This is a genomic window from Pelomonas sp. Root405 (assembly GCF_001425165.1).
Taxonomy (GTDB): domain Bacteria; phylum Pseudomonadota; class Gammaproteobacteria; order Burkholderiales; family Burkholderiaceae_C; genus Pelomonas.
Genome location: NZ_LMDU01000014.1, coordinates 639074 through 665726 on the forward strand (window position 1 = coordinate 639074; position 26653 = coordinate 665726).

General features: G+C 66.9%; 25 protein-coding genes. 7 read left to right on the forward strand and 18 right to left on the reverse strand.

Features of this window, described 5'->3' with window-relative positions:
* Nucleotides 1-10: 10 nt before the first annotated feature.
* The 3 genes from ASC81_RS20765 to ASC81_RS20775 all read right to left on the reverse strand — a co-directional run bounded on the left by ASC81_RS20765 (nt 11) and on the right by ASC81_RS20775 (nt 2965).
* Nucleotides 11-1171 carry an efflux RND transporter periplasmic adaptor subunit gene (locus ASC81_RS20765; protein WP_056271351.1) on the reverse strand — a complete coding sequence of 387 codons (1161 nt, stop codon included), beginning with the start codon at nt 1169-1171 and terminating at the stop codon, nt 11-13.
* Nucleotides 1172-1320: 149 nt separating this feature from the next.
* On the reverse strand, nt 1321-2424 hold the full coding sequence (gene aroC / locus ASC81_RS20770) for a chorismate synthase (protein WP_056271354.1): 1104 nt from the start codon (nt 2422-2424) through the stop codon (nt 1321-1323).
* Between the two features lie 76 nt (nt 2425-2500).
* A complete protein-coding gene (locus ASC81_RS20775; protein ID WP_056271356.1) occupies nt 2501-2965 on the reverse strand; it encodes a CBS domain-containing protein in 465 nt (154 codons plus the stop codon).
* Between the two features lie 73 nt (nt 2966-3038).
* On the opposite strand from ASC81_RS20775, the gene ASC81_RS20780 reads away from it, so the two are divergent.
* From ASC81_RS20780 to ASC81_RS20790, 3 genes are all read left to right on the forward strand, one after another.
* The gene (locus ASC81_RS20780) at nt 3039-4343 is read left to right on the forward strand and encodes an O-acetylhomoserine aminocarboxypropyltransferase (RefSeq protein ID WP_056271359.1); all 1305 of its coding nucleotides are present in this window, start codon (nt 3039-3041) and stop codon (nt 4341-4343) included.
* Entirely contained in the window at nt 4340-5137 is a 798-nt protein-coding gene (locus ASC81_RS20785) for an alpha/beta fold hydrolase (RefSeq protein ID WP_056271362.1), read from the forward strand. The genes ASC81_RS20780 and ASC81_RS20785 overlap by 4 nt, the downstream gene beginning before the upstream one ends.
* A gap of 67 nt (nt 5138-5204) precedes the next feature.
* Nucleotides 5205-5513 carry a DUF962 domain-containing protein gene (locus ASC81_RS20790; protein ID WP_056271365.1) on the forward strand — a complete coding sequence of 103 codons (309 nt, stop codon included), beginning with the start codon at nt 5205-5207 and terminating at the stop codon, nt 5511-5513.
* Between the two features lie 368 nt (nt 5514-5881).
* Here ASC81_RS20790 and ASC81_RS20795 read toward each other — a convergent pair whose 3' ends face one another.
* Genes ASC81_RS20795 through kbl form a run of 3 tightly spaced genes read right to left on the reverse strand, consistent with a single transcriptional unit; the run spans nt 5882 to nt 8879 of the window.
* A complete protein-coding gene (locus ASC81_RS20795) occupies nt 5882-6706 on the reverse strand; it encodes a MipA/OmpV family protein (RefSeq protein WP_082536691.1) in 825 nt (274 codons plus the stop codon).
* A gap of 35 nt (nt 6707-6741) precedes the next feature.
* The gene (locus tag ASC81_RS20800) at nt 6742-7686 is read right to left on the reverse strand and encodes an NAD-dependent epimerase/dehydratase family protein (RefSeq protein WP_056271371.1); all 945 of its coding nucleotides are present in this window, start codon (nt 7684-7686) and stop codon (nt 6742-6744) included.
* Nucleotides 7683-8879, reverse strand: a complete 1197-nt coding sequence (kbl, locus tag ASC81_RS20805; RefSeq protein WP_056271374.1) for a glycine C-acetyltransferase — start codon at nt 8877-8879, stop codon at nt 7683-7685. Before kbl ends, ASC81_RS20800 begins: the two co-directional genes overlap by 4 nt.
* Nucleotides 8880-8978: 99 nt before the next feature.
* Here kbl and ASC81_RS20810 point away from each other — a divergent pair, with 99 nt between their 5' ends.
* Nucleotides 8979-9539 carry a helix-turn-helix domain-containing protein gene (locus ASC81_RS20810; RefSeq protein ID WP_056271884.1) on the forward strand — a complete coding sequence of 187 codons (561 nt, stop codon included), beginning with the start codon at nt 8979-8981 and terminating at the stop codon, nt 9537-9539.
* Between the two features lie 31 nt (nt 9540-9570).
* The gene (locus ASC81_RS20815) at nt 9571-10527 is read left to right on the forward strand and encodes a Bug family tripartite tricarboxylate transporter substrate binding protein (protein WP_056271377.1); all 957 of its coding nucleotides are present in this window, start codon (nt 9571-9573) and stop codon (nt 10525-10527) included.
* Here ASC81_RS20815 and ASC81_RS20820 read toward each other — a convergent pair.
* Nucleotides 10499-11800 carry a YihY family inner membrane protein gene (locus ASC81_RS20820; RefSeq protein WP_082536692.1) on the reverse strand — a complete coding sequence of 434 codons (1302 nt, stop codon included), beginning with the start codon at nt 11798-11800 and terminating at the stop codon, nt 10499-10501. The two genes, ASC81_RS20815 and ASC81_RS20820, sit on opposite strands and share 29 nt — an antisense overlap.
* 21 nt (nt 11801-11821) lie before the next feature.
* On the opposite strand from ASC81_RS20820, the gene ASC81_RS20825 reads away from it, so the two are divergent.
* Together ASC81_RS20825 and ASC81_RS20830 are read left to right on the forward strand one after the other, a co-directional pair.
* Nucleotides 11822-12202 (forward strand): DUF2069 domain-containing protein, encoded by a 381-nt coding sequence (locus ASC81_RS20825; protein ID WP_056271380.1) that lies wholly within the window; start codon nt 11822-11824, stop codon nt 12200-12202.
* Entirely contained in the window at nt 12199-13602 is a 1404-nt protein-coding gene (locus tag ASC81_RS20830; protein ID WP_056271383.1) for an FAD-binding oxidoreductase, read from the forward strand. Before ASC81_RS20825 ends, ASC81_RS20830 begins: the two co-directional genes overlap by 4 nt.
* Here the strand turns inward: ASC81_RS20830 and ASC81_RS20835 are convergent.
* From ASC81_RS20835 to nuoH, 11 genes are all read right to left on the reverse strand, one after another.
* Nucleotides 13580-16807, reverse strand: a complete 3228-nt coding sequence (locus ASC81_RS20835; protein WP_056271386.1) for an efflux RND transporter permease subunit — start codon at nt 16805-16807, stop codon at nt 13580-13582. The two genes, ASC81_RS20830 and ASC81_RS20835, sit on opposite strands and share 23 nt — an antisense overlap.
* Nucleotides 16808-16819: 12 nt before the next feature.
* Entirely contained in the window at nt 16820-17989 is a 1170-nt protein-coding gene (locus ASC81_RS20840; RefSeq protein ID WP_056271390.1) for an efflux RND transporter periplasmic adaptor subunit, read from the reverse strand.
* 95 nt (nt 17990-18084) lie between these two features.
* Entirely contained in the window at nt 18085-18669 is a 585-nt protein-coding gene (locus ASC81_RS20845; protein ID WP_056271393.1) for an NUDIX domain-containing protein, read from the reverse strand.
* Nucleotides 18656-18970, reverse strand: coding sequence for a DUF2818 family protein (locus ASC81_RS20850; protein ID WP_056271396.1), 315 nt, complete (start codon nt 18968-18970; stop codon nt 18656-18658). Before ASC81_RS20850 ends, ASC81_RS20845 begins: the two co-directional genes overlap by 14 nt.
* A gap of 13 nt (nt 18971-18983) precedes the next feature.
* Nucleotides 18984-20465, reverse strand: coding sequence for an NADH-quinone oxidoreductase subunit NuoN (gene nuoN / locus ASC81_RS20855; RefSeq protein WP_056271399.1), 1482 nt, complete (start codon nt 20463-20465; stop codon nt 18984-18986).
* Nucleotides 20466-20485: 20 nt separating this feature from the next.
* Complete coding sequence (locus ASC81_RS20860) at nt 20486-21961, reverse strand: NADH-quinone oxidoreductase subunit M (RefSeq protein ID WP_056271404.1); 1476 nt, start codon at nt 21959-21961, stop codon at nt 20486-20488.
* 21 nt (nt 21962-21982) lie between these two features.
* Nucleotides 21983-24025: an NADH-quinone oxidoreductase subunit L gene (gene nuoL / locus ASC81_RS20865; protein WP_056271408.1), complete on the reverse strand. Its 2043-nt coding sequence runs from the start codon at nt 24023-24025 to the stop codon at nt 21983-21985.
* 12 nt (nt 24026-24037) lie between these two features.
* Nucleotides 24038-24358 carry an NADH-quinone oxidoreductase subunit NuoK gene (gene nuoK / locus ASC81_RS20870; RefSeq protein WP_056271411.1) on the reverse strand — a complete coding sequence of 107 codons (321 nt, stop codon included), beginning with the start codon at nt 24356-24358 and terminating at the stop codon, nt 24038-24040.
* Nucleotides 24355-24999 carry an NADH-quinone oxidoreductase subunit J gene (locus tag ASC81_RS20875; RefSeq protein WP_056271414.1) on the reverse strand — a complete coding sequence of 215 codons (645 nt, stop codon included), beginning with the start codon at nt 24997-24999 and terminating at the stop codon, nt 24355-24357. Before ASC81_RS20875 ends, nuoK begins: the two co-directional genes overlap by 4 nt.
* Before the next feature lie 54 nt (nt 25000-25053).
* Nucleotides 25054-25542, reverse strand: coding sequence for an NADH-quinone oxidoreductase subunit NuoI (gene nuoI, locus ASC81_RS20880; RefSeq protein ID WP_056271417.1), 489 nt, complete (start codon nt 25540-25542; stop codon nt 25054-25056).
* 10 nt (nt 25543-25552) lie between these two features.
* Complete coding sequence (gene nuoH, locus ASC81_RS20885; RefSeq protein WP_056271421.1) at nt 25553-26650, reverse strand: NADH-quinone oxidoreductase subunit NuoH; 1098 nt, start codon at nt 26648-26650, stop codon at nt 25553-25555.
* Between the last annotated feature and the right edge of the window lie 3 nt (nt 26651-26653).

Consider the following 26653-nt stretch of genomic DNA (forward strand, 5'->3'; position numbering starts at 1 on the left):
GGCGCGCTCCTTACTGCTGCACGGCGGCCGACGCCGCCGAGCTGGCCACCTTGGCCTTGGCCACCACGATGTTGGCCTTGTCGCCCTCACGCAGGTTGTCAAAGCGCGCGGCCAGCACCTGCGCCTCGGGCTTGAGGCCGTTCAGCACTTCGACGCGGCCTTCGCGGGCGTCGCTGCGGCCGGTCGTGACAATGCGGCGCACCAGCGCGCCGTTTTCAATCATCCAAACCTGCTCCTGACCGGAGTTGCGGCTGACGGCGGCGATGGGCACGGTGAGGCGCTGCGTGTCGTCGTGCAGCACGACCTTGGCGACGGCGTACTGGCCGGCGCGGTAGAGCTCCTTGGGGTTGTCCAGCACCAGCGTCACGCCGATGGAGCGCGTGCCGGGCTCGGCCGCCGGCGCGATGCGCGCGATCTTGGCTTCGACCGGTTGCTCCACGCCCTCCACCTTCACCTGCACCGGCATGCCGGGCTGCAGGCGGCTGACTTCATGGGTGCCGACCAGGCCGGCCAGTTCCAGCTTGGCGAGGTCGACGATGGTCAGGATCTGCTGCTCGGCGGCCAACTTCTCGCCCGGCAGCGCATGGCGCTTGGCGACGACCCCGTTGATGGGCGACACCAGGCCGGCTTGGCGCATCGTCACCTGGCTGGTGTCGAGCTGGGCCTTGGCGGCGTGCCAATTGGCGCGGGCCGACTCGTAGGCGGCGCGCGAGTTGTCCAGAGCCGTCTGGGCAATGAAATTCTTGGCCGCCAGGCCCTCGTTGGCCTTGTAGCTGCGCTCGGCCTGGTCCATCTGGGCGCGCATGGCCTCGACGCTGGCGCCGCGCTCGGCGATGCGGTAGCGCAGCTCCTCCAGGTCGACCTGTCCAAGCGCCTGGCCGGCCTTCACGCGGCTGCCCTCGCCCACCGCCAGGTTTAGCAACGTGCCGTTGGACTTGGCGCGTACGACGACCGTGCCGGGTGCGACCAGCGGGCCGCTGAATTCGATCTGGCCCGGCATGGCGGTGAGCGTCGGCTTGACGACCTCCGCAGCCAGGAACTCCAACGCCGTCTTGGGCTTGTCGCCCGGCTTCTTCGGACCGTCGCCCTTGCTGGCCATGACGGCAACGCCAGCGCCACCGATCACCAGCACGACGGCCGCGATGCCACCCAATTTCCAGGACTTGCGCATGACTCCCCCAAACCGTTCTCTGATACAGACGTTTGCAGTCTAGAAACAGAGGGTTGGGTGCCGCAGCCTCGGTGTGACGAAACGCGGTTTGCGAGGGCTGAGCTGCACGGCCCGGCGATCAGGCCGGCGCCCAGGCGGACGAGCCGCCTCTACAGCGGACGAGTTGCAGCGATGGGGTCGACGGGCAGCTTCACGTCGCCGCACTGCGCCCTATGACGAAGGGCATGGTCCATCAGCACCAGCGCCAGCATCGCCTCGGCGATGGGCGTGGCGCGGATGCCGACGCAGGGGTCGTGGCGGCCGAAGGTCTCAACGGTCGACGGGTTGCCCGCGCGGTCGATGCTGGCCTTGGGGCTGCGGATGGAGCTGGTCGGCTTGATGGCGATGGACGCGACGATGTCCTGGCCGGTGGAGATGCCGCCCAGCATGCCGCCCGAGTTATTGCTGGCAAAGCCCAGCGGCGTCAGCTCGTCGCCATGCTCGGTGCCGCGCTGAGCGACGACGCCGAAGCCGGCGCCGATCTCCACGCCCTTGACGGCGTTGATGCCCATCAACGCGTAGGCGATGTCGGCATCGAGTTTGTCGAACAGCGGCTCGCCGAGGCCGACGGGCACGCCGGTGGCTTCCACGCGGATGCGTGCGCCGACCGAGTCGCCGGCCTTGCGCAGCGCGTCCATGTGGTCCTCTAGCGCGGCGATCTTGCTGGTGTTGGCGGCGAAGAAGGGGTTTTGCCCGACGTGCTCCCAGCCTTCAAACGGGATCTCGATCTCGCCCAGCTGCGTCATGCAGCCGCGGAACTCGGTGCCATACGCCTCGCGCAGCCATTTGCGGGCCACGGCGCCAGCGCCGACCATCGGCGCCGTCAGCCGCGCCGAGGAGCGACCACCGCCGCGCGGGTCGCGCACGCCGTACTTGCGCCAGTAGGTGTAGTCGGCATGGCCGGGGCGGAAGGTGTCGAGGATGTTGCCGTAGTCCTTGCTTCGCTGGTCGGTGTTCTTGATCAGCAGGCAGATCGGCGTGCCGGTCGTGACGCCCTCGTAGACGCCGGACAGGATCTCGACCGCATCGGGTTCGTTGCGCTGCGTGACGTGGCGGCTGGTGCCGGGGCGGCGGCGGTCCAGCTCGGGCTGGATGTCAGCCTCGCTGAGTTGCATCCCCGGCGGACAGCCATCGATGACGCAGCCGATGGCCGGGCCGTGGCTTTCGCCGAAGTTGGTGACGCGAAAGAGTTCGCCGAAGGTGCTGCCTGACATAGACCGCAAGTTTAGGCGGCCCGCACAAGCAAAAGCGGCCTCGCAAGGCCGCCTTGTCAGGATGCGAATCAGCGCGTCAGAGTTTCGACTCGGGCTCGGCGTTCTCTTCCACCGGCCAGTCGCGGATATAGGCCTTGAGCATGCGGTTCTCGAAGTCCTGGCTGTCGACCACCGCCTTGGCGACGTCGTACAGCGAGATCACACCCATCAGCGTCTTGCCGTTCATGACCGGCATGTATCGCGCATGCCGGCCCAGCATCATGCGGCGCACTTCGTCGATCTCGGTCTCGGGCGTGCAGGTCAGCGGGGCGTCGTCCATGACCGAGCGAACGATGGTCGTGCCGACTGCGCCGTTGTTCTTCACGACGGCCGAGATGACCTCGCGGAAGGTCAGCATGCCGACTAGGTCGCCATGCTCCATGACGACCAGCGAACCGATGTCGCGCTCGGCCATGACGGCCAGGGAATCCTTCAGCGGCTCGTCGGGCGTGACGGTGAACAAGGTGCCGCCTTTGACACGCAGGATATCGACGACTTTCATGGGGGGCTCCGAGGCAAAACTCATGGGCAACATAGCACACAATGCCCGCGCCACCACCCCATGAAAAACACCCATGCCGGGCTTCGACACCCTCGCTTTGCATGCCGGCGCGGCGCCCGATCCGGGCACCGGCGCGCGGGCCACGCCGCTGCACCTGAGCACCTCCTTCGTCTTCGAGAGCAGCGAGCACGCCGCCTCGTTGTTCAACATGGAGCGCTCGGGCCATGTCTACAGCCGGCTGTCCAACCCGACGACGGCCGTGTTCGAGGAGCGCATGGCCGCGCTCGACGGCGGCATCGGCGCGATTGCCACCGCCAGTGGCCAGGCGGCCCTGCACCTGGCCATCTGTACCTTGATGGGCGCCGGCGGCCATGTCGTCGCCAGCACGGCGCTGTATGGCGGCAGCCACAACCTGCTGCACTACACGCTGCGCCGCTTCGGCATTGAAACGACCTTCGTCAACCCACGCGACCTGGACGCCTGGCGTGCCGCCATCCGGCCGGAGACGCGGCTGCTGTTCGGCGAGTCGCTGGGCAATCCCGGCCTTGATGTGCTCGACATCCCCGCGGTGAGTGCCATCGCGCACGAGGCCGGCTTGCCTCTGCTGGTCGACGCCACCTTCACCACGCCCTACCTGCAGCGCCCGGCGGAGCTGGGCGCCGACCTCGTCTACCACTCGGCCACCAAGTTCCTGTGCGGGCATGGCACCGTCGTGGGCGGCGTGTTGGTCGATGCGGGCTCGTTTGATTGGCAGGCCGCCCACGATCAGCACGGCCGATTCGCGACGCTGTGCGAGCCGTATGAAGGCTTCCACGGCATGGTGTTCAGCGAGGAGAGCACCGTCGGCGCCTTCCTGCTGCGCGCCCGCCGCGAAGGCCTGCGCGACTTCGGCGCCTGCATGAGCCCGCACACCGCCTGGCTGATGCTGCAGGGGCTGGAGACGCTGCCGCTGCGCATGGCCCGCCACGTGGCCAACGCACAGGCGGTGGCCGAGTTCCTGGCGTCGCAGGACCTGGTCGAGAGGGTGTCCTACCCCGGCCTGACCTCGCACCCGGACCATGCCCTCGCCCAGCGGCTGCTGCCCCGCGGCGCCGGTGCGGTGTTCTCCTTCGACATCAGAGGCAGCCGCGAACAAGGCCGGGCCTTCATCGAGGCGCTCAAGCTGTTCTCCCACCTGGCCAACGTCGGCGACGCCAAGTCCCTCGTCATCCACCCGGCCAGCACCACCCATTTCCGCATGGACGACGCCGCCCTGCAACGTGCGGGTATCGGCCCCGGCACCATCCGCCTGTCCATCGGCCTCGAAGACCCGGCCGACCTCATCGACGACCTCAAGCGCGCCTTGAAGGTTGCGGCGAAGTCGGGGAGTGGGGCATGAAGCTCATCGTCGACAACCACGAGGCCTACGCCTACACCGGCGGCAAGCCCTTTGATCCCGCCCTGCCCTGCGTCGTCTTCATCCACGGCGCGCTGAACGACCACAGCGTGTGGACCCTGTTGGCGCGCTGGTGCGCCCATCATGGCTACAGCGTGCTCGCGGTGGATCACCCCGGGCATGGGCGCAGCGCCGGCTTGCCGCTGCCCAGCGTGGAAGCGTTAGGCCAATGGCTGCATCGCCTGCTTGACGCGGCCGGCGTGCGCAAGGCGGCCCTGGTCGGCCACAGCCTCGGTTCTCTGGTCGCGCTCGAGGCCGCCGAGCGCGCGACGGCCCTCGTCATGGTCGGCACGGCCTATCCGATGAAGGTTTCGGACGCGCTGTTGACGACAGCGCGCGAGCGGCCCGATGCGGCCATCGACATGGTCACGGCCTTCTCTCATTCGCTGGCCAGTGCCAAGCCCAGCTTTCCCGGACCGGGCGCCTGGTTGCGTGGCGGCTCGACGGCGCTGAAGCGGCGCATTCAGGCGCGCCAGCCGGCGCTGAACCTCTTCGAACACGACTTCAAGCTCTGCGACGCCTATGCCAACGCCGAGGTGGCCGCCGCGCGCGTGGCCTGCCCCGTCACGCTGATCCTGGGCGCGCTGGACCAGATGAACTCGCCCAAGCAGACCGCTGTCCTCGAAGGCCTGCTGAAGCCTCGGGTGCAGCGCCTGCACGCCGGCCACGAGATCATGGCCGAGGCGCCCGACGCGATGCTCGCCGCGCTGCGGCAAGCGCTCGCGGCCGGCCGCTAGCAGCTGCACGCTGACGCCAGGGCATGCCCGCTTGCCGCTCCGCGCCAAGCCGCGTTCCAATCGGGACATGAGCACCGAACGCTTCGACCGCTTTGCCGACTTCTATCCCTTCTACCTGCGCGAGCATGCGGACCGCAGGAACCGACGCCTGCACTTCATCGGCTCGACGCTGGTGCTGGTTTGCCTGTGGCGGCTGTTCGCCACCGGCGAGCCGGTGTGGCTGCTGAACGGCCTGCTCTGCGGCTATGGCTTTGCCTGGATCGGGCATTTCTTCTTCGAGAAGAACCGGCCGGCCACCTTCAAGTACCCGCTCTACAGCTTCATGGGCGACTGGGTCATGTACGTCGACATCTGGCGCGGCCGGGTCAAGCTTTAGGGTCTGCTAGGGCCTGTTAACGCTACGGCAATGGGTCGCGAAGGCCCGCCGCCAGGGGCCAATCAAGGCGCAACGCGCCGCCCGCATTGATATGCGGGCAAGCGGTGCAACGCCGAGTGGCCCCTGGCGGCGGGCCTTCCCTTCGGGTTGTGGCCGGAAAGGCCGCGCGCGGCGTTGCAAATCCTCGCCGGGTGTCCAACCCGGCTGCGGTTTGCGCCTTGCTCGCGGCCTTTCTGGCCNGGTTGTGGCCGGAAAGGCCGCGCGCGGCGTTGCAAATCCTCGCCGGGTGTCCAACCCGGCTGCGGTTTGCGCCTTGCTCGCGGCCTTTCTGGCCACAACGCGACCCGTTGCCGTAGTGTTAACAGGCCCTAGTTCCGCCAGGCTAAGCCCACGGACGCCGACGAACCGCCGGGTTTCTCGACCAGCGGGCTGTCGGCCGCAGGGCCCAGCAGGCGGCTGGCGCCGGCCCCGCCAAAAACGAACCAGTGCTTGGACAGCGCGTGCTTGAAGTTGATGCCGGCATGGACGTCGCGCAACCCCGCCCCCGGTTCGTAGGCCGGCTTGCCGATGGTGGCGCTTGCCGAGGCTGGCACACCGAAATAGCTGCGCATGTTCTGCCCGTTAGCGGCAGAAACACCGATGCCGGTGGTCCACTCGGTTGTCGCGCTGCGGTAGAAACGCCAGCCGGTGTCCAGGCTGAGCGTCAGCCCGCCGCGGCGGCCGAGCACGTCCTGTGAGGCGGACGCGCCGACATTCCAGTCCTGGGTCAGGCTGTAGTTGGCGTAGAGCCTGGCGCGCAGCGTGCGCCTGACATCGGGCAGGCCGCGCGTCGTGCTGGCATCGTCGCTATCGCGGCCGCCGTCGATGCGGGCTGAAATGCCCAGCCGCAAGCGTTCGGTGTCGATCAACTGGGTGCTGGCGCCAGCGCCCGCGCCTTCACGGCCAAAACCAAGCAAGGCGCTGCCGCCGCCAGTGGTGATGCGAATGCGGCCAAGCTTGGCAGCCCATACCGGCCGGAGCTTGGTTTCACGGGTGCGCGCGCCTTCGTACTCGGGGCCCGAGGCGATGGACACGCCAAGCAGGTAGCGCGCCGGCGGACTCTCGTCGTTGCTGCGCGGCGTGGTCGATTCAGCATCCGCTGATGAAGCCAGCGTGACCATGGCGACAGCGGCAACGAGCAGCGCACCTCTCATGCAGCCCAGCCTACCAGCGCGCTGCCTGCGCCTTGTCAGCCGAGCTTCAGTTCGCGTGTCAGATTAACGAGCATGTCGTCCACCATGGCGTCGAGGTCGTACTTCAGCGCCCAACCCCAGTCCCCCTGCGCAGCGGAGTCATCGATGCGCTGCGGCCAGCTGGCGGCGATCGCCTGGCGGAAGTCCGGCACGCAGTCCATCGTGAAGTCCGGCAGGCGACGGCGAATGGAGGCGGCGATGTCCTCGGGTGTGAAGCTGACGCCAGCCAGGTTGTAGCTGCCGCGCTGTCTGACGGCCTCGGCCGGCGCGTTCATCAGCTCGATGGTGGCGCGCAGCGCATCGGGCATGTACATCATCGGCAGGGCCTGGTCTTGCTTCAGGAAGCAGGTGTAGCGGCCGTCCTTGATCGCCGAATGGAAGATCTCGACCGCGTAGTCCGTCGTGCCACCGCCGGGCGGCGTCTTCCAGCTGATGAGGCCGGGGTAGCGCAGGCTGCGGACGTCCACGCCATGCTTGGCGTGGTACCAGTCGCACCAGCGCTCGCCGGCGAGCTTGCTGATGCCGTAGACCGTGGTGGGGTCCATCACCGTAGTCTGCGGCGTGTCGACCGCGGGCGTGTTCGGGCCGAAAGCCGCGATGGAGCTGGGCCAGAAGATCTTGTCCAGCTTCTCGTGCCGGGCCAGCTCCAGCACGTTGAGCAGGCCCTTCATGTTCAGGTCCCACGCCCACATCGGGTGCTTCTCGCCATTGGCCGACAGCGCGGCAGCGAGGTGATAGATCTGCGTGATCTTGTGGCGCTTGACGACGGTGGCGAGCGCGCCCGCGTCGGTCACATCCAGCGCCTCGTGCTGCAGGCTGGGCACGCGGCCGTTGGGGGCGAGGTCGCTGGTGACGACGGCGTCATTGCCGTGCAGCCGGGCGAGTTCGGTGGCCAGCTCGGTGCCGATCTGGCCATTGGCGCCGATGATGAGGATCTTCATTTGACGAGGCCCAGTTCGCGGCCGGCCTGCGTGAACGCGGCGACGGCCTTCTCCAGATGCTCACGCTCGTGCACCGCCGAGACCTGCACGCGGATGCGGGCCTGGCCCTTGGGCACGACGGGGAAGAAGAAGCCGACGGCGTAGATGCCCAGCTCAAGGATGCGCTTGCTCAACGCCTGAGCCTTGACCGCGTCGTAGACCATGATGGGCACGATGGGGTGGGTGCCGGGCTTGATCTCGAAACCGGCAGCCTGGATGGCTTCGCGGAAGTACGCGGTATTGGCTTCGAGCTTGTCGCGCAGCGCGGTCGAGCCTTCCAGCAGGTCCAGCACAGCCAGCGACGCGCCCGCGATGCTGGGCGCCAGCGTGTTGCTGAACAGATAGGGACGCGAGCGCTGGCGCAACAGCTCGACGACTTCCTTGCGCGCCGCCGTGAAGCCGCCGCTGGCGCCACCCAACGCCTTGCCGAAGGTGCCCGTGATGATGTCGACCTTGCCGAACACGCCGCAGTGTTCGGCGGTGCCGCGGCCGGTCTTGCCCATGAACCCGCTGGCATGGCATTCGTCGATGCCGAGCAGCGCGCCGTATTGGTCGCAGAGCGCGCGGATCTTGTCGAGCTGGGCGATGGTGCCGTCCATCGAGAACACGCCATCGGTGAAGACCAGCGTGAAGCGGGCGCCCTTGTCCCTGGCCTCCTTCAGGCAGCGCTCCAGGTCGTCGAGGTTGTTGTGCTCATAGCGGTAGCGCTGCGCCTTGCACAGGCGGATGCCGTCGATGATGGAAGCGTGGTTGAGCGCATCGCTGATGACGGCGTCCTGCTCGCCCAGCAGCGGCTCGAACAGGCCGCCGTTGGCATCGAAGGCGGCGGCGTAGAGGATGGCGTCCTCACAGCCGACGAAGCGGGCGATGCGCGCCTCCAGCTCCTTGTGCACGTCCTGCGTGCCGCAGATGAAGCGCACCGACGACAGACCGAAGCCATGCGTGCGCAGGGCTTCATGCGCGGCCTCGATGACCTTGGGGTGGGACGACAGCCCCAGGTAGTTGTTGGCGCAGAGGTTGATGACCTCACGGCCATCGGTCGTCTTCACGACGGCGGCCTGTGGCGTGGTGATGACGCGCTCGGCCTTGAAGAGGCCCGCGGCGCGGATGCCGTCCAGCTCGGTCTGCAGATGTTGATAGAAGGCTTGGCTCATGGCGCGGCTCCTGATGCACAATTCGCTAAAGTGAACGTGTTCGATATATCGAACTTTCGTGCAGTATCTGAAAAACGTCTATCGCGGTCAAGCATGAACATGGACACCGAACCTCCCCGCGTGGGGGCCGCCCTGCAGGCGCTGCGCGGCAGCCGTGGCCTGTCGCTGGACGACCTGTCCAAGCGGGCGGGCGTCAGCAAGTCGATGTTGTCGCAGATCGAGCGCAACCAGGCCAATCCCACGGTGGCCGTGGTCTGGCGGCTGGCGAATGCGCTGGGCGTGGACATGGGCGAGCTGCTGGGCACCGAGCGCACGGCCACCCCAGCCGTCGAAACGGTGCCCGCGCATGCGACGCCGGCGCTGACCAGCCCGGACGGGCTGTGCAAGCTGCGCATCCTCGGCCCGATCGAGCTGGCGGGTCAGTTTGAGTGGTACGAGCTGAGCGTGCAGCCGGGTGGCGTGCTCGACAGCCAGGCGCACGAGCCGGGCTCGCGCGAGCACCTGAGTGTGCTGACCGGCAGCCTGGAGGTGTCGGCCCAGGGTGTGACGAGCAAGCTCAAGGCCGGCGAGACGGCGCGTTATGCGGTGGACGGGCCGCACACGATCCGCAACCCGGGCAAGTCCGCCGCGACGGCGCTGCTGGTGGTGTTGCACCCGTAGACTCGCGCGGGTTCAACCAAGGAGCCCGCCCATGCTGCAACGACGTTCCGCCCTGGCCGCGATGGCCGCCCTGCCTTTTGCTACGCAGGCCCAGGATGCGAAGCCCATCAAGCTGCTCGTCGGCTTCCCCGCCGGCGGCGGCACCGATGCCATCGCGCGGTTGCTCGGCGAGGCGCTGCAGGCGTCGCTCGGTACGACGGTGCTCGTCGAGAACAAGCCCGGCGCAGGGGGCCAGATCGCGGCCCAGGCGCTGAAGGCCGCGGCGCCCGACGGCACGACCTTCTTCGTCAGCCACGACCACACCATCTCCATCCTGCCGCTGGTGCTGAAGAGCCCGGGCTTCGACCCAGCCAGGGACTTCGTGCCCGTCGCCGGTTTTGCGACGTTTGCGAACGCGCTGGCGCTGTCGGGCGGCACGCCGGCCGCCAGCCTGCCGGAATACCTCGCCTGGGTGAAGAAGCAAGGCGGCCAGGGCAGCGTCGGCATTCCGGCACCGGCCTCGGTGCCGGAGTTCCTCGTCAAGCTGCTGGGCGAGAAGAATGGCCTGAACCTGCTGGGCGTGCCCTATCGCGGCAGCGCGCCGATGGTGGCCGACATGCTGGGCAACCAGATCAGCGCCGGCGTCGGATCGGTGCCCGACCTCATCGCCAACCACCAGCAGAAGAAACTGCGCATCGTGGCCGTCATGGGCCAGCAGCGCCAAGGCATGCTGCCCGACGTACCGACCTTCGCAGAGCTGGGCATTGCCGGCTTCGAGGACCTGCCTTACTACGGCCTGTTCGCGCCCGCGGGGACGCCACCGGCCGTCATCGAGCGCATATCCAACGCGCTGACCGGCGTCGTCAACCAGCCCGTCGTGAAGGCGCGGCTGACCGAGCTGGGCCTGTCGGTCGGCATGATGAGCTCGGCCCAGTTGGCGACGAGGGAGCGCGCCTATGCGGCGGCCTGGGCGCGCATCATCAGGAGCGGGGGCTTCCAGCCTCAGTAAGCAGCAGGCGGTCCAGCGTCAGCTTGGCCCAGTCGCCCTGCGCCCACAGGTTGCCGAGCAGGCCCTCGCGCTGCGCCAGGAAGGCCGCGAGCAGCGGCGCAGCCGCCGCGCGCTCGGGCGCGCACAGCAGCACCAGGCGCTGGGCGCCCTCTTCTTCCAGCCGGCCGATCCAGTCCATGGCCAGCAGCTTGTCGAGCACGGGGCTGAGCTGCAGCGGATCGATGCGCAACACGCTCGCCAGCGCCAGATGCGACAGCCCCTGCTGGCCCGCCTCGCGCACGCGCCACAGCTCGCGCAGCACCTCCAGCGCCATCCGCATCGGCTGGCCGGGCACATCCGGGCGCAGGTGCAGCCGGCCCGTCAGGCTGGGCGTGTTGGCGGCCAGGATGGCGCCCAGCAGCACGATGACCCAGCCGAGATAGACCCAGACAAGAAAGACCGGCACGGTCGCGAAGGCGCCGTACAGCGTCGAGAAAGTCGGCACCTGCTTGACATACCAGGCCAGCAACGACTTCGCGAGCGCAAAGCCGAGGGACACGAAGGCGCCGCCCAGCAGTGCATGACGCCAGCGCACGTGGGTGTTGGGCACGTAGTGGAAGAGCCCGGCCATCGCCAGGCCCAGCAGCACGATGTCGACGCCGCCGAGCAGCGCGGCCAGGTTGCCGGGCATCTTGGTGATCAGCCCTTGGCCAACGCTGACGGCATAGCTCGTCAGCGTCAGGCTGCCGCCGAGCAGCAGCGGGCCCAGCGTCAGTGCGGCCCAGTAGACGAGCACGCGCTGGGCCATGGGCCGCGGGCGCTTGACGCGCCAGATGGCGTTGAGCGTGCGGTCGATGGTCAGCATCAGCGCCAGTGCCGTCACGCCGAGCACGACAAGGCCGACCGCGCCGAGCTTGTTGGCCTTGGCCGCGAACTGCGTCAGCGAGGCCAGCACCGGCTTGGCGATATTGGGCGGGATCAGGCTCTTCAGGAAGTACTGCTCCAGCGCCGCCTGCAGGCTGGAGAAGATCGGGAAGGCCGTGAAGATGGCCAGCATGACCGTCAACAGCGGCACGAGTGAAATGAGCGTCGTGAAGGTAAGGCTGCCGGCCGTGAGGCCGAGTTTTTCCTCGCGGAAGCGCTGGTGGAAGGTCTGCAGCGTCTGCAGCCAGGGCCAGGCCAGCAGCTCGGTGATGAAGTCGCTGGCAAAGGTGATCGGGTTGCGGGCCAGCGGCGCGTCGAGGGCGGGCTCGGGTGCTGCAGGCGGAACAGGCGGAGCCGGTGTCGTGGACATGGCTTCTATGATGCCGCAGCTATGTCCACTGCCCTTGAAAGAACCGAACCCACCGCCGCGGAACGGCTGTCGCGCAACCTGGCGTTCGCCGCCACCATTGCGCTGATCCTGCTTTGCCTGGCCTGGGAGCTGTGGCTGGCGCCGACCGGCAGCGGCACGCTCGCCGCGAAGGCGCTGCCGCTGCTGGCCGCACCCATCGGCCTCTGGCGCTACCGCATGTACACCTACCGCTGGCTGGCGCTCGCCATCTGGCTGTATGTGCTGGAAGGCCTGGTGCGCTCGACCAGCGAAGGTGGTCTTGGCCAGTGGCTTGCTGGCGCCGAGGTGGTCTTGGGTGTCGTCATCTTCACCGCCTGCACGGCGCAGATCCGTCAGCGGCTGGCGGCGGCCAAGGCGGCATGAGCGATTTCCTCGACGCGCTGCGGGAGCGGCTCGGCGAGGCGGGCCTGCTGGTGGGCGGCGACCTGGCGGCCTACGAGAATGACTGGCGCAAGCGCTATGCCGGCAAGGCGTTGGCCGTGGCGCGGCCGGCATCGACCGAAGAAGTTGCCGCGGTACTGAGGCTGTGCCACGACCACCGCGTGGCCGTCGTGCCGCAGGGCGGCAACACCGGGCTGGTGGGCGGCTCGACACCGGACGACAGCGGCCGCCAGCTGGTGCTGAGCCTGGCACGCATGAAACGCTTGCGAGGCATCGACGTCGCCAATGCGAGCATGACGGTCGAAGCCGGTTGCGTGCTGGCCGAGGTGCAGGCCGCGGCGGCGCAGGCCGGGCTGCTGTTCCCGCTGAGCCTCGCGGCCGAGGGCTCATGCACGCTGGGCGGCAACCTCGCCACCAATGCCGGCGGCACGCAGGTGTTGCGTTATGGCAATGCGCGTGAGCTGTGCCTGGGGCTGGAAGTCGTGACCGCCAGCGGCGAGGTCTGGCATGGGCTGTCGGGCCTGCGCAAGGACAACACCGGCTATGACCTGCGCGACCTCTTCATCGGCAGCGAGGGGACGCTGGGCGTGATCACGGCGGCCACGATGAAGCTGTATCCCCCGCCCAAAGACCGCCTGACCGCGTTGGCCGCCTGCGCTTCGCTGGACGACGCGGTCGCGCTGCTCGGTCTCGCGCGCGAGCGCGCCGGCGATGCGCTGACCGGCTTTGAAGTGATGAACCGCGCGTCGCTGGCTCTGGTTGCGCGTGAGCTGCCGCAACTCGCCCAGCCCTTGGCCGGTGCGGAATGGACGGTGTTGCTGGAGCTGTCGGACGCCGAGAGCGCCGAGCATGCGCGCGGCGTCTTCGAAGGCCTGCTGGAAGCCGGCCTCGAACGCGGCAACGTCCAGGACGCCGCCATCGCCCAGAACATCCAGCAGGCCAAGGCCTTCTGGCACGTGCGCGAATCCATCCCGCTGGCTCAGGCTCAAGCCGGCTTGAACATCAAGCACGACATCTCGCTGCCGGTCTCCGCGATTCCCGGCTTCGTGGCCGAGACCGATGCGGCGCTGGCGCTCTATCTGCCCGGCATCGAAGTCATCGACTTCGGCCATCTGGGCGACGGCAACCTGCACTACAACGTGCAGGCGCCGGTGGGTGTCGATCCGGCCAGCTTCCTGTCGACGCACGAGGCCGCGATCAACGAACGGGTCTACGACGCCGTGCAGCAGCGTGGCGGGTCGATCTCGGCCGAGCACGGCATCGGCCGGCTCAAGCGCGACGAACTCGCCGCTCGCAAGGACCCGACGGCCCTCGCGCTGATGCGCGCGATCAAGCGGGCGCTGGACCCGCTTGACCTGCTCAACCCTGGGCGGCTGGTGTGACCGTGACGCGGCGGCCGGTGGCAAATCGGCCGAGCTTGACGATCATGCGGAACACGAAGCGCACCATCAGCAGCGTCAGCACCGCCTCGATCAGCGTGATGACGAAGGCGCCGACCACGGTAAAGCGCGGGACACGGCGGTGGAACTTGGCCAGCGCGCCATCACGGGCGATCTCGATGCTGTCGTAGAAGCTGGGCACGACCAGCAGCGTCAGGAAGGTCGACGTGATCGTGCCGCCAATGATGGCCACGGCCATCGGGCGGTAGAACTCGCCGCCCTCGCCGATGCCGATGGCCACCGGCAGCATGCCGGCAATCAGCGCCAGCGTCGTCATCAGGATCGGCCGGAAGCGCTTGCGGCCGGCGTGCATCAGCGCCTCCTCGCGGTCGATGCCGGCCTTCTCCTCCTGGCGCGTCGCGTCCAGCAGCAGGATGGCGTTCTTGGCCACCAGGCCCATCAGCATGATGACGCCAATCAGGCTCATCAGGTTGAGCGTGCCGCCCGTCATGATCAGCGCCAGCACGACGCCGATCAGGCTCAGCGGCAGCGACAGCATGACGCCCAGCGGCGCGGTGAAGCTGTTGAACTGGATGACGAGCACAAAGTACATCAGCGCGATGCCCGACAGCAGCGCGGTGATCATGGCCGTGAAGACGACCTCCTGGTCACGCGCCGAGCCGGCCAGTTCGATGCCGAAGCCGGGCGGGAAGTCGATCTGCTGGGCCAGCTTCTTTGCCTCGGACGTGATCTCGCCGGGCGCGCGGCCTTGCGCGTTGGCGCTGACCGTGATGGTGCGCTTGCCGTCGCCGTGCTGGATCTGGCCCGGGCCCTTGCCCATCGTGACGGTGGCGATCTGGTCCAGCGGCACCATGCGGTTGGTACCGGTGACGGTGATCGGCAGTCGCTCGATATTGGCGGCGTCGACACGGTCGGCCGGGTGCAGGCGCACGGCCACGTCGCGCGCCTCGCCGGTCGGGTCGATCCAGTCGCCCACCTCGACGCCGGCAAAGGCCACACGCAGCGCCTGGGCCGCGTCGTTGACCGAGATGCCCATCTGGTTGGCCAGGCCACGGTCGAGTTCGATCTGCAGTTCGTTCTGCGGGTCCTGCTCGGAGTAGCCGACGTCGACCGCGCCCTTGACGCCACGCAGCGTCTGCACGAATTGCTGCGTGATCTCCTGCAGCTTGCGCGAGTCGGCGCCGTAGAAGCGGATCTGCACCGGCTTCTGAGCGCCGTTGTTCAGGTCGTCGAGCACGACGTACTCGGCGCCGACGAGGCGGCCGACCCGCTCGCGCAGGATCTTGGCCACGTCGGTGGCCGAACGCTGGCGCTCGGTGCTCTTGCCGATGTCGACATAGATGCGGCCGCCGGCAGCATTCGGATAGGCCGTCGTGGCCTTGGTTTCGGGCATGGTCGAAGCCAGCGCCGCGGCGGCGTCAAGCTTGAGCTTGGAATACTCCAGGCTGCTGGAGGCCGGCGCGCGCACGTCGATGACGAGGAAGCCGGCATCGGCCTGGGGCAGGAAGCTGGAACCGCCGAACTTGGCCTGCAGCGCGATGGCGCCGACAAAGCTGACCACGGCGAAGGCGGCCATCCAGCGGCGGTGGTGCAGCGCCCAGGCGATGACATGGCCGTAGCCGTTGGCGACGCCGTCGAACCAGTGGTTGAAGCGCTGCAGCAGCTTGCCGAAGCCCTTCTTGGGCTGCTCGTGGTAGCCCGGGGGGTCGCCCCAGTAGGCCGACAGCATCGGGTCGAGCGTGAAGCTGATCAGCAGCGACACGATGACGGAAGCGACGACGGTCAGCGCGAAGGGCTTGAACCACTGGCCGGGGCCGTTGCCCATGAAGGCCACCGGCACGAATACGGCCACGATGGCGAAGGTCGTGGCCGCCACGGCCAGGCCGATCTCGGCCGTGCCCTCGCGCGCCGCGGTCACGCGGTCGCTGCCGCGCTCCATGTGCCGCACGATGTTCTCTCGGACGACGATGGCGTCGTCGATGAGCACGCCGATGGCCAGGCTCAGGCCCAGCAGGCTCATGAAGTTCAGTGAGAAGCCGAGCAGCCAGACGGCGATGAAGGCCGCCAGCACCGAGGTGGGCAGCGACAGCGCGGTGATCAGCGTGGAACGCCAGCTGTTCAGGAAGGCGTAGACGACGAAGATGGTCAGGCCGGCGCCGAACACCAGCGCATGGGTCACGTTGTTCAGGCTGTTCTCGGCGTCCTTGCCACCGTCCTGCGTGATCTCCAGCGTCGTGCCCTGGGGCAGTTCCTTCTCGATGTCCTTCAGCAGCTTGCGGGCGTCGTTGGCGACGCTGACCGTGGAGCTGTCGCGCGAGCGGGTGATGGAGATGCCGACGTTGGGCCGGCCGTTGCGCAAGCTGTAGCCGGTCATCTCCGCAAAGCCGTCCTTGACCTCGGCCACCTGGCCCAGACGCACGACGGTGCCGCCCCCGACGCCGCCGGTGCGCTTGATGATCATCTGCTCGAACTCGGCCGGGCTTTCCAGCCGGCCCAGCAGGCGGATGCTCTGGTCCTCCAGTTCGCCACGCACCTTGCCGACCGGCGCGGTGGTGTTCTGCGCACGCACGGCGTTGGTGACCTCGGTGACCGAGACGCCGAACTCACGCAGCTTCTCGGCGCGCAGCAGGATGGACAGCTCGCGCCGCAGTGCGCCGTTGACGTTGACGACCGCCACGCCGGTGATGCCGCGAAAGCGCTCGGCCAGCTGGTCTTCGGCCAGGCGGCTGAGCTGGGCGTGCGTCAGCGTCGTGCTGGACAGCGACAGTTGCAGGATGGGCTGAGCGCCCGGGTCGGCCCGGTTGATGATGGGCTCGCGGATCTCGGTGGGCAGCTTGTAGCGCACCGAGGCAATCGCGTTGCGCACCTCGTCGGCGGCCTCGATCATGTTCTTCGAGAAGTCGAAGACCAGCACGATGGTGGCGCTGCCTTCGCGCGATGTGGAGTTGGAGCGGTCTACGCCCGAGATGCTCTGCAGCGCCTTCTCGATGCGGTTGACGACCTCGCGCTCCACTGTCTCGGGCGACGCGCCGGGGTACGGGATGTTGATGACGAGCACCGGCGGCTCGACCTCGGGGAACTGGTTGACCTTGAGCTTGGACAGCGCCAGCAGGCCCACCAGCATCATCCCGATGACCAGGACGACGGTCGCGACGGGCTTGTTGATGCTGAAGTTGGAGAGGAACATGAGACCTCCTGCTTACTTGCTGGCGGCGGACGCGGGGGCGGCAACCTGGGCGACGGCTGAAGCGGCACCGGCACCCGGCGTGACGCGCTGCACCGCCGCACCGTCGGTCAGGCTGCCGGTAGGCGCACGCAGCACCTGGTCACCCAGGGCCAGCCCGGACGTGATGACCACCTCGCCACGGCGCTCGTCGCGCTCGCCCACGGTCACCGGGACCTTCTTGAGCTGGTTGCCGGCGACCTTCCAGACGAAGGCACTGTCGCCCTGGCGCTGTACGGAGCCCTCGGCCAAAACCAGCGCCTTGCGGTCGGCGCTTTCGATGCGGCCCTCGGCGTAAAGGCCGGCCACCTGCGGCGCCTTGGCACGGTCGTCGAACTCGGCGATGACCTCGACCTGGCGCGTCGTCGCATTGGCGGCCGCGTCGATGCGGGCCAGCTTGCCGCGGAACTCGGCATCACCGAAGCCGTTGATGCGGAAGGACACCGGCTGGCCGATCTTCAGCTCACCCAGCCGGTCGGCGGAAATCTGGCCTTCGAAGCGCATCGAGGCCGGGTCGATGACCTTGACGAGTTCGCGACCGATCTGCACGGTGTCGCCGACGGAGATCTTGCGCTCGCTGACGACACCGTCGAACGGTGCTCGGACTTCGGTACGCGAGACCTGCTGGCGCGCCGTGACGGCACGCGCCTTCGCAGCGGCCAGCTCGCTCTGGGCGGCGTTGCGGCGTACCTCAGCGTCTTCCAGACCTTGCATGGAAATCATGCCTTGCTGGTTCAACGTGCGCTGGCGGGCCAGCACGCGCTCGGCCTGCTCGAAACTCTGCTGCGAGGCGCGGAGGGCCTCTTCCGCCGACGTCAGACCGTCACGGATGGAGGTGGGGTCGAGGCGGAGGATGAGATCACCCGCGCGCACGCGCTCGCCGTTGTCCTTGGCCAGCTGCAACACGACGGCGGCGACCTCGGCACGCAGGTCGGCGCGGCGTGCCGGCTGGATGGCGCCGGTGATGACGGGCGCGCCGATGAGGCCGCTCTGCCCGACCTGCCGCAGATCCTCGGGCGCCAGCAGCAGCGGCGCAGCGGCCGGCTTCGGCGCAGCGGCCTTGTCATCGGGCTTGCCGCCCTTTCCGCAGGCCGTGAGGGTCAGGGCCAATGCCAAAGCGGTCAGGATCAGCGGTGCACGCGTCATGGAGAGAGGCTTTCTGGAGGACAAGTTGCAGGCGACTCAAACGCCTGAGCTTAACGGTCTGGCGACGGTTCGCCAGAGGTCATGCACTGAGAAAGTCAGCCAGCGCGCTGCCAGTTCAGCGGCCACGCGCCCTGTTGCCAGCGCTGCAGCCAGAGCAGGCCGATCAGCGTCTTGGCGTCGGTCAGCTCGCCGCGGGCCGCGAGGGCATCCAGCTCCTGCACCGTGTGGGTGACGAGTTCGAGAAACTCGCCGGCGTCCAGCTTCTGCGCGCCCTTGCGAAGGCCGCGAGCGAAGTAGATGTGGATGCCTTCGTCGGAATAGGCAATGGCGTTGTGCAGCACGCCGGCATAGGCCCATTCGGCCGCGCTGTAGCCGGTTTCCTCAGCCAGCTCGCGGCGACCACAGGCCAGCGGATCTTCGCCGGCATCGAGCTTGCCGGCGGGGAACTCCAGCATGACGCGGCCCATCGGGTAGCGGAACTGGCGCTCCATCAGCAGCCGCCCGTCGTCGAGCAGCGGCACGACCATGACGGCGCCGGGGTGGCGGATGAACTCGCGTGTGGCGGTGCCGCCGTCGGGCAGTGCCACGCGGTCCTTGTGGACGCGCAGGAACTGGCCTTGAAAAACCTCGGCGCTGTCGAGGCGGCGCTCGACGAGATGGGCGTCGTCAGTCTTCGCCACGATGCGCCCCGCGGCGCAGATAGCGCCAGACGAAACCGGGAAAGCCCAGCGTCACGAAGAGGCAGCTTGCCGCGGCGTAGAACTCCCAGCCCTGCGAATGGCGCTGGCCGATGCGGGCCTCAAGCAGTGAGCCCAGGCCGAAGACCAGCATGGCCATCAGCAGGAGCTCCAGCAGCCGCCACCAACCGGTCTTGGGCGTGCGGCGCGGGCCGACGAGCAGCAGTCGCTCGCTGAAGTAAGGCAGGTTCGCCGCGATGACCGCGGCGATCAGGACCAGCCACACGGCTGCGGACTGGTCCATCAGGCGCGGCCCATCAAGTGGCGAGGGCCTTCACGATGGCCTGGGCGCACAAAGCCATCAGGCCACCCGGCAGCACGCCGAACACCAGCACGGCGGCGCCGTTGAGCGTCATGACGAAGCGCACGTCGCCGGGCGCCGTGAGGGGCGCCGTGTCGGTCGGCTCGTCGAAGAACATGACCTTGACGATGCGCAAGTAGTAGAAGGCGCCGACCAGCGACACGACGACAGCAAAGATGGCGAGGTAGAGGTAGAACTCGACGTTGGTCGAGACCAGCGCCTGCAGGACGGCCAGCTTGGCGTAGAAGCCGACGGTCGGCGGCAGGCCGGCGAGCGAGAACATGAAGATGCTCATGACCAGCGCGAACCACGGGCTGCGCTTGGCCAAGCCCGCCAGGTCCTTGATCTCTTCGGCCTCATGGCCCTGGCGCGACAGCAGGATGACCATCCCGAAGGTGCCCAGCGTCGTCAGCACGTAGGTGACGGCGTAGAACATGGCCGAGCTGTAAGCGTTGGCCGCCGACAGCGTGTTGTTGTTGACGACCCCCGACGCCATGCCTAGCAGCATGAAGCCCATGTTGGCGATGGTCGAGTAGGCCAGCATGCGCTTGAAGTTGCTCTGCGCGATGGCGGCGAGGTTGCCGATGAGCAGCGACATGATGGACAGCACGACCAGCATCTGCTGCCAGTCCACCGCGAGGCCGATCATGCCCTCGACGAGCAGGCGCACCGTGATCGCGAAAGCCGCCAGCTTGGGCGCCCCGCCGATCAGCAACGTGACCGCCGTGGGTGCGCCCTGGTAGACGTCGGGCACCCACATGTGGAAGGGTGCGGCGCCCAGCTTGAAGGCCAGGCCGGCAACGACGAAGACAACACCGAACACCAGCACGGACCGGTTGGGCGCGCCCTGGGAGATGACGTCGAAGACCTCGGGAATGCTGAGCGAACCGGTGGCGCCGTACATCATCGACAGGCCATACAGCAGGAAGCCGCTGGCCAGTGCGCCGAGGACGAAATACTTCATGGCCGCCTCGGTCGACACCGCATGGTCACGGCGCAGCGCGACGAGCGCGTACAGCGACAGGCTCATCAACTCCAGGCCGAGGTAGATGACCAGGAAGTTGTTGGCCGACAGCATGACGTTGATGCCGAGCAGCGCGAACAGGCTGAGGATGAAGAGCTCGCCCTTGAGCATGTCGCGCGAGGCGGCGTAGGGGCGAGCATAGACCAGCGTGATCAGCGTGGCCAGGCAGGCAAAGCCGGCCAGCAGGTGGCCCATGGGGTCGGCAACGACCATGCCCTGCATGGCATAGGTGGTCACGCCGGCATCGAAGTAGCTGAAGTGCAGGCCACCGACAACGACCAGGGTCAGCTGCGTCAGCCAGTAGGTCGGGCGGCGCTGCTCATCGGTGACCCAGAGATCTGCCAGCGCCACGACGCAACCCATCACGAGCAGCAGGATTTCGGGATAGATCGCGAGCCAGTTCATGTCGTTCATTGTTCTTGCCTCTGCTCGGATCAGGCCGGGATCTTGGTGAGTGCCACGTGCTTGAGCAGCTCGGTGACCGACTGGTGCATCACGTCGGTGAAGGGCTTGGGATAGAGGCCCATGTAGAGGGTGGCCACCGCCAGCAGTGCCAGCATCAGGAACTCACGGCTGTTGATGTCGGTCAGCGCGCGCACATCGTCGTTGGCGATGTCACCGAAGTAGACGCGCTTGATCATCCACAGCGTGTAGGCCGCACCGAAGATCAGCGCCGTCGCGGCGATGCCGCCGACCCAGAAGTTGAACTGCACGGCGCCGAGGATGACCATCCATTCGCCGACGAAGCCGGCCGTGGCGGGCAGGCCGCAATTGGCCATGCCGAAGAAGACTGCGAAGGCAGCGAACTTGGGCATGGTGTTGACGACGCCACCATACGACGCGATCTCACGCGAATGCACGCGGTCGTAGAGCACGCCGATGCACAGGAACATCGCACCCGACACGAAGCCGTGGGCAATCATCTGCACCAAGCCGCCAGACACGCCCAGCTCGTTGAAGATGAAGAAGCCGAGCGTCACAAAGCCCATGTGGGCGATGGACGAGTAGGCCACCAGCTTCTTCATGTCCTTCTGCACCAGGGCCACCAGGCCGATGTAGACGACGGCGATCAGCGACATCGCGATGATGAGCCAGTCCCATTCACGCGCGGCGTCGGGCGCGATCGGCAGCGAGAAGCGCAGGAAGCCATAGCAGCCCAGCTTCAGCATGATGGCGGCCAGCACGACCGAGCCGCCAGTGGGCGCCTCGACGTGGGCGTCGGGCAGCCAGGTGTGCACCGGCCACATCGGCACCTTGACCGAGAAAGCGGCCAGGAAGGCGAAGAACAGCCAGGTCTGCGCGCCGCCCGGCAGCGGCAGCTTGTGCCAGGTCTGGATGTCGAAGCTGCCGGCCGACTGGTAGTACAGGTAGAGCAGCGCCACCAGCATCAGCAGCGAGCCGGCCAGCGTGTACAGGAAGAACTTGAAGGCCGCGTAGACGCGGTTGGCACCGCCCCACACGCCGATGATGATGTACATCGGGATCAGCGTGGCCTCGAAGAACACGTAGAACAGCATGCCGTCCAACGCCGAGAACACGCCCACCATCAGGCCCGACAGGATCAGGAAGGCGCCCATGTACTGGTTGACGCGCGTCTCGATGACCTCCCAGGCGGAGATGACGACGATGACGGTGATGAAGGCCGTCAGCGGCACGAACCACATCGAGATGCCGTCCACACCGAGGTGGTAGTGGATGTTGAAGCGCTCGATCCAGGCATGGTTCTCGACGAACTGCATGGCAGCCGTCGAGGTATCGAAGCCGGTGACCAGCGGGAGGGTGACGAGAAAGCTCGCCACGGCCGCGACCAGAGCCAGCCAGCGCACGGCGTGCGCCTGCTCGTCGCGCCCGATCATCAGCAGCACGGCGCCGCAGACGATGGGCAGAAAAATCGCAAGACTCAGCAACATTCTTGTTCTCCGCCGCTTCGCTCAGAACCCGAGCAGGGCTGTGAACTGGGGCTTGATATAGGGCCAGAGCTGCCAGGTCATCAGGCCGGTGACGCCGAGGATCATGACCAGGGCGTACCAGTACAGGTAGCCGGACTGCAGGCGGCGCACCAGGCCCGCAATGCCGCCGACCGTCTTGGCCGAGCCATTGATGATGAGCCCGTCGATCAGCGCGCCGTCGCCGCCCTTCCACAGGCCGACGCCCAAGGCTCGCGCCAGCCGGGCCAGCACGTTCTCGTTGAACCAGTCCAGGAAGTACTTGTTCTCAAGGACGATGATCAGCGGACGCAGCACCTTGGCCAGCGTCGCGGGAATGCTGGGCGCCACCATGTAGAACACGTAGGCGGTGACAACACCCGCAAGCGCCAGCCAGAACGGCAGCAGCGTCAGGCCATGCAAGGCCATGGCCGCAGCGCCGTGGAAGTGGCTTGCCAGTTCGGCCATTGCCGGATGGGCAGCGGCGTTGACGGTGATGGCGTCCTTCAGGAAGTCGCCATACAGCATCGGCTGGATGGTCATGAAGCCGATGACCACTGACGGGATGGCCAGCAGCACCAAGGGCGCGGTGACGACCCAGGGCGACTCATGCGGCGTGTGGGCATGCCCGTGGCCGTGGTCATCGTCGTGATGGTCGTGCTCGCCCGGGAAGGGCTTGTGGTGGAAGTTCTCCTTGCCGTGGAAGACGAGAAAATACATCCGGAACGAATAGAAGGCCGTCACGAACACGCCGGCGATGACGGCGAAGTAGGCGAAGCCGGCGCCGGGCAGCGTGCTGGCGTGCACGGCCTCGATGATCGAGTCCTTGGAATAGAAGCCCGAGAACAGCGGCGTGCCGATCAGCGCCAGCGAACCCAGCAGCGACGTGATCCACGTGATCGGCATGTACTTGCGCAGGCCGCCCATGTTGCGGATGTCCTGGTCGTGGTGCATGCCGATGATGACGGAGCCCGCGCCGAGGAACAGCAGTGCCTTGAAGAAGGCATGCGTCATCAGGTGAAAGACGGCAACCGAGTAGGCCGAGGCGCCCAGAGCCACGGTCATGTAGCCGAGCTGGGACAGCGTCGAGTAGGCGACGACGCGCTTGATGTCGTTCTGGATGATGCCCAGGAAGCCCATGAACAGCGCCGTGATCGCGCCGATCACCATGACGAAGTTCAGTGCCGTGTCGCTCAGTTCGAACAGCGGCGACATGCGGGCCACCATGAAGATGCCGGCCGTCACCATCGTTGCCGCGTGGATCAGCGCGGAGATGGGCGTCGGACCTTCCATCGAGTCGGGCAGCCAGACATGCAGCGGGAACTGTGCCGACTTGCCCATCGCGCCGATGAACAGGCAGATGCAGGTGACTGTCATCAGCGACCAGTCGGTGCCCGGGAACACCATCTGCGAAAGCTGGCCGGTCTTGGCGAAGGTCTCGGCGTAGTTCAGCGTGCCGCCGAAGGCCACCAACAGGCCGATACCCAGGATGAAACCGAAGTCGCCGACCCGGTTCACCAGGAAGGCCTTCATGTTGGCGAAGATGGCCGTCGGTTTCTTGTACCAGAAGCCGATCAGCAGGTACGACACCAGGCCCACCGCCTCCCAGCCGAAGAACAGCTGCAGCATGTTGTTGCTCATGACCAGCATCAGCATGCTGAACGTGAACAGCGAGATGTAAGAGAAGAAGCGCTGGTAGCCGTCGTCCTCTTCCATGTAGCCAATGGTGTAGATGTGCACCATCAGCGACACGAAGGTCACCACGCACATCATCATGGCCGTGAGGCCGTCGACGAGGAAGCCGACCTCCATCTTCAACGGGCCGAGCACCATCCACTCGTAGATGGTCTCATTGAAGCGTGCACCGTGGACGGCGACGCTGTAGAGCGTTTGCGCCGACAGGATGAAGGCGATCAGCACGCCGAGGATCGTGATCGCGTGCGAGCCGCGGCGGCCGACCGTCTTGCCGAAGAAGCCGGCAATGATGGCGCCCGCCAGCGGCGCCAGAGGCACCGCCAGCAGCGTGCTTTGGGAGAGTTGTGCAGACATCTTGTTGTGTCCTCAGCCCTTGAGGGCGTCGAGTTCCTCGACGTTGATGCTGGCGCGGTTGCGGAACAGCACGACGAGGATGGCCAGGCCGATGGCCGACTCGGCCGCCGCGACGGTCAGGATGAAGAACACGAAGACCTGGCCACCCATGTCGCCGAGGTAGTGCGAGAAGGCGACGAAGTTCATGTTGACCGCCAGCAGCATCAGCTCGATGGCCATCAGCAGGACGATCAGGTTCTTGCGGTTCAGGAAGATGCCGATCACAGACAGCGCGAACAGCATCGCGCCCAGCGTCAGGAAATGGCCCAGGGTCAATCCAGCGGCGCCGATCATGGCTGGCCTCCTTCGGCGGGTGCGGCAGGCGGAGCGGGCGGGGTGCTGACGGTCGGCGCCATCTTGACGATCTTCAGGCGCTGGGCCTTGGTGACCTTGACCTGCTCAGACGGGTCCATGGCGCGCGAATCCTTGCGGCGGCGCAGGGTCAGCGCGATGGCCGCGACGATGGCCACCAGCAGCAGTACGGCCGCGATCTGCAACGGGTAGAGGTAGGCCGTGTAGATCTCGATGCCGAGCAGCTTGGTGTTGCCCATCTCGATCTGGGCGGCGGTGGCCGCCGGCGCGTCCTCAAGCTGGAAACCACCCATCAGCACGATGCCCATCTCGAAGGCGATCAGGGCACCGATGACGGCAGCGACGGGCAGATGCTTCCAAAAGCCCTCACGCGCGCTGTCGGTGTTGAGGTCCAGCATCATGACGACGAACAGGAACAGCACCATGACCGCGCCGATATAGACCAGCACCAGCGCAATGGCCAGGAACTCGGCCTTGAGCAGCATCCAGATGCAGGCCGCCGTGAAGAAGGACAGGATGAGGAAAAGCGCCGCATGCACGGTGCTACGCGCCGTGATGACGCGGAAGGAGCTCACCAGCAGGATGCCGGAGAAGACATAGAAGAGGATGGTCGTGGTGTCCATACGTATCCAGGCCAGCGAGGCTGGACCGCGGCGTGCCTTGCGGCGTGCCGGCGATCAGCGGTACTTGGCGTCGGCCTCCTTTTGAGCCGCGATCTCGGCCTCGTACTTGTCACCGACGGCCAGCAGCATGTCCTTGGTGAAGTAGAGGTCGCCGCGCTTTTCGCCGTGGTATTCGAGGATGTTGGTCTCGACGATGGAGTCCACCGGGCAGCTCTCTTCGCAGAAGCCGCAGAAGATGCACTTGGTCAGGTCAATGTCGTAGCGGGTCGTGCGGCGGCTGCCGTCGGCGCGCACGTCGCTTTCGATGGTGATGGCCAGCGCCGGGCAGACCGCCTCGCAGAGCTTGCAGGCGATGCAGCGCTCTTCGCCGTTCTCGTAGCGGCGCAGCGCGTGCAGGCCGCGGAAACGCGGCGACAGCGGCGTCTTTTCCTCGGGGAACTGGATGGTGATGTTGCGCGAGAGGAAATGCCTCCCGGTGAGCTTCATCCCCTTGAGCAGTTCCCAGAGGAAAAAGGTCTTGGCGAAATTCGTGATTGCAGTCATGGGCGCCGCCTCACTTCCAGATGTTGAACGGCGTCTGCATCCAGGCACCGACAACGACCAGCCAGATCAGCGTGATGGGAATGAAGATCTTCCAGCCCAGACGCATGATCTGGTCGTAGCGGAAGCGCGGGAACGTGGCACGCACCCACAGGAACATCGTGACGACGAAGAAGGTCTTGCCGAACAGCCAGGCCCAGTTCCACAGCGCCATCGTGTTCTGGATGAAGCTCGGTGTCTCCATGCCGAACAGCGCCCAGGAGATCGGTGCGCTCCAGCCGCCGAGGAACATGACGACGGCCAGTGCCGACACCAGGATCATGTTGGCGTACTCGGCCAGGAAGAACATCGCGAACGACATGCCCGAGTACTCGATCATGTGGCCGGCAACGATCTCGGACTCGCCCTCGACCACGTCGAAGGGATGGCGGTTGGTTTCGGCCAGGCCGGAGATGAAGTAGACGATGAAGATCGGGAACAGCGGCAGCCAGTTCCAGGACAGGAAGTTCAGGCCCATGTCCGCAAACATGCCCTTCTCCTGCACCTGCACGACGGTCGTCATGTTCAGGCTGCCGGTCACCATCAGCACGACGACCAGCGCAAAGCCCATCGCGATCTCGTAGGACACCATTTGCGCCGAGGCGCGCAGCGCGCCCAGGAAGGCGTACTTCGAGTTGGACGCCCAGCCGGCGATGATGACGCCGTAGACCTCCAGCGACGTGATCGCCATGATGAAGAGCAGGCCGGCATTGACGTTGGCCACGGCGGCGTCAGGCCCGAAGGGCACGACGGCCCAGGCGGCCAGCGCCGGCATGATGGTCATGACGGGGCCGAGGAAGAACAGCCCCTTGTGCGCGGCCGTGGGCCGGATGATCTCCTTGAAGATCAGCTTGACCGCGTCAGCGATGGGCGTCAGCAGGCCGAAGGGGCCGACGCGGTTGGGGCCTGGGCGGATCTGCGACCAGCCGATGGCCTTGCGCTCCCACAGCGTCAGGTAGGCGACGCAGATCATCAGCGGCGCGACGACCGCGATGATCTTCATCAGGCTCCAGACCAGGGGCCACAGGCCACCCAGCAGTGAGGCACCGTTCTGGTAGAGGGTGTCGATCATGTC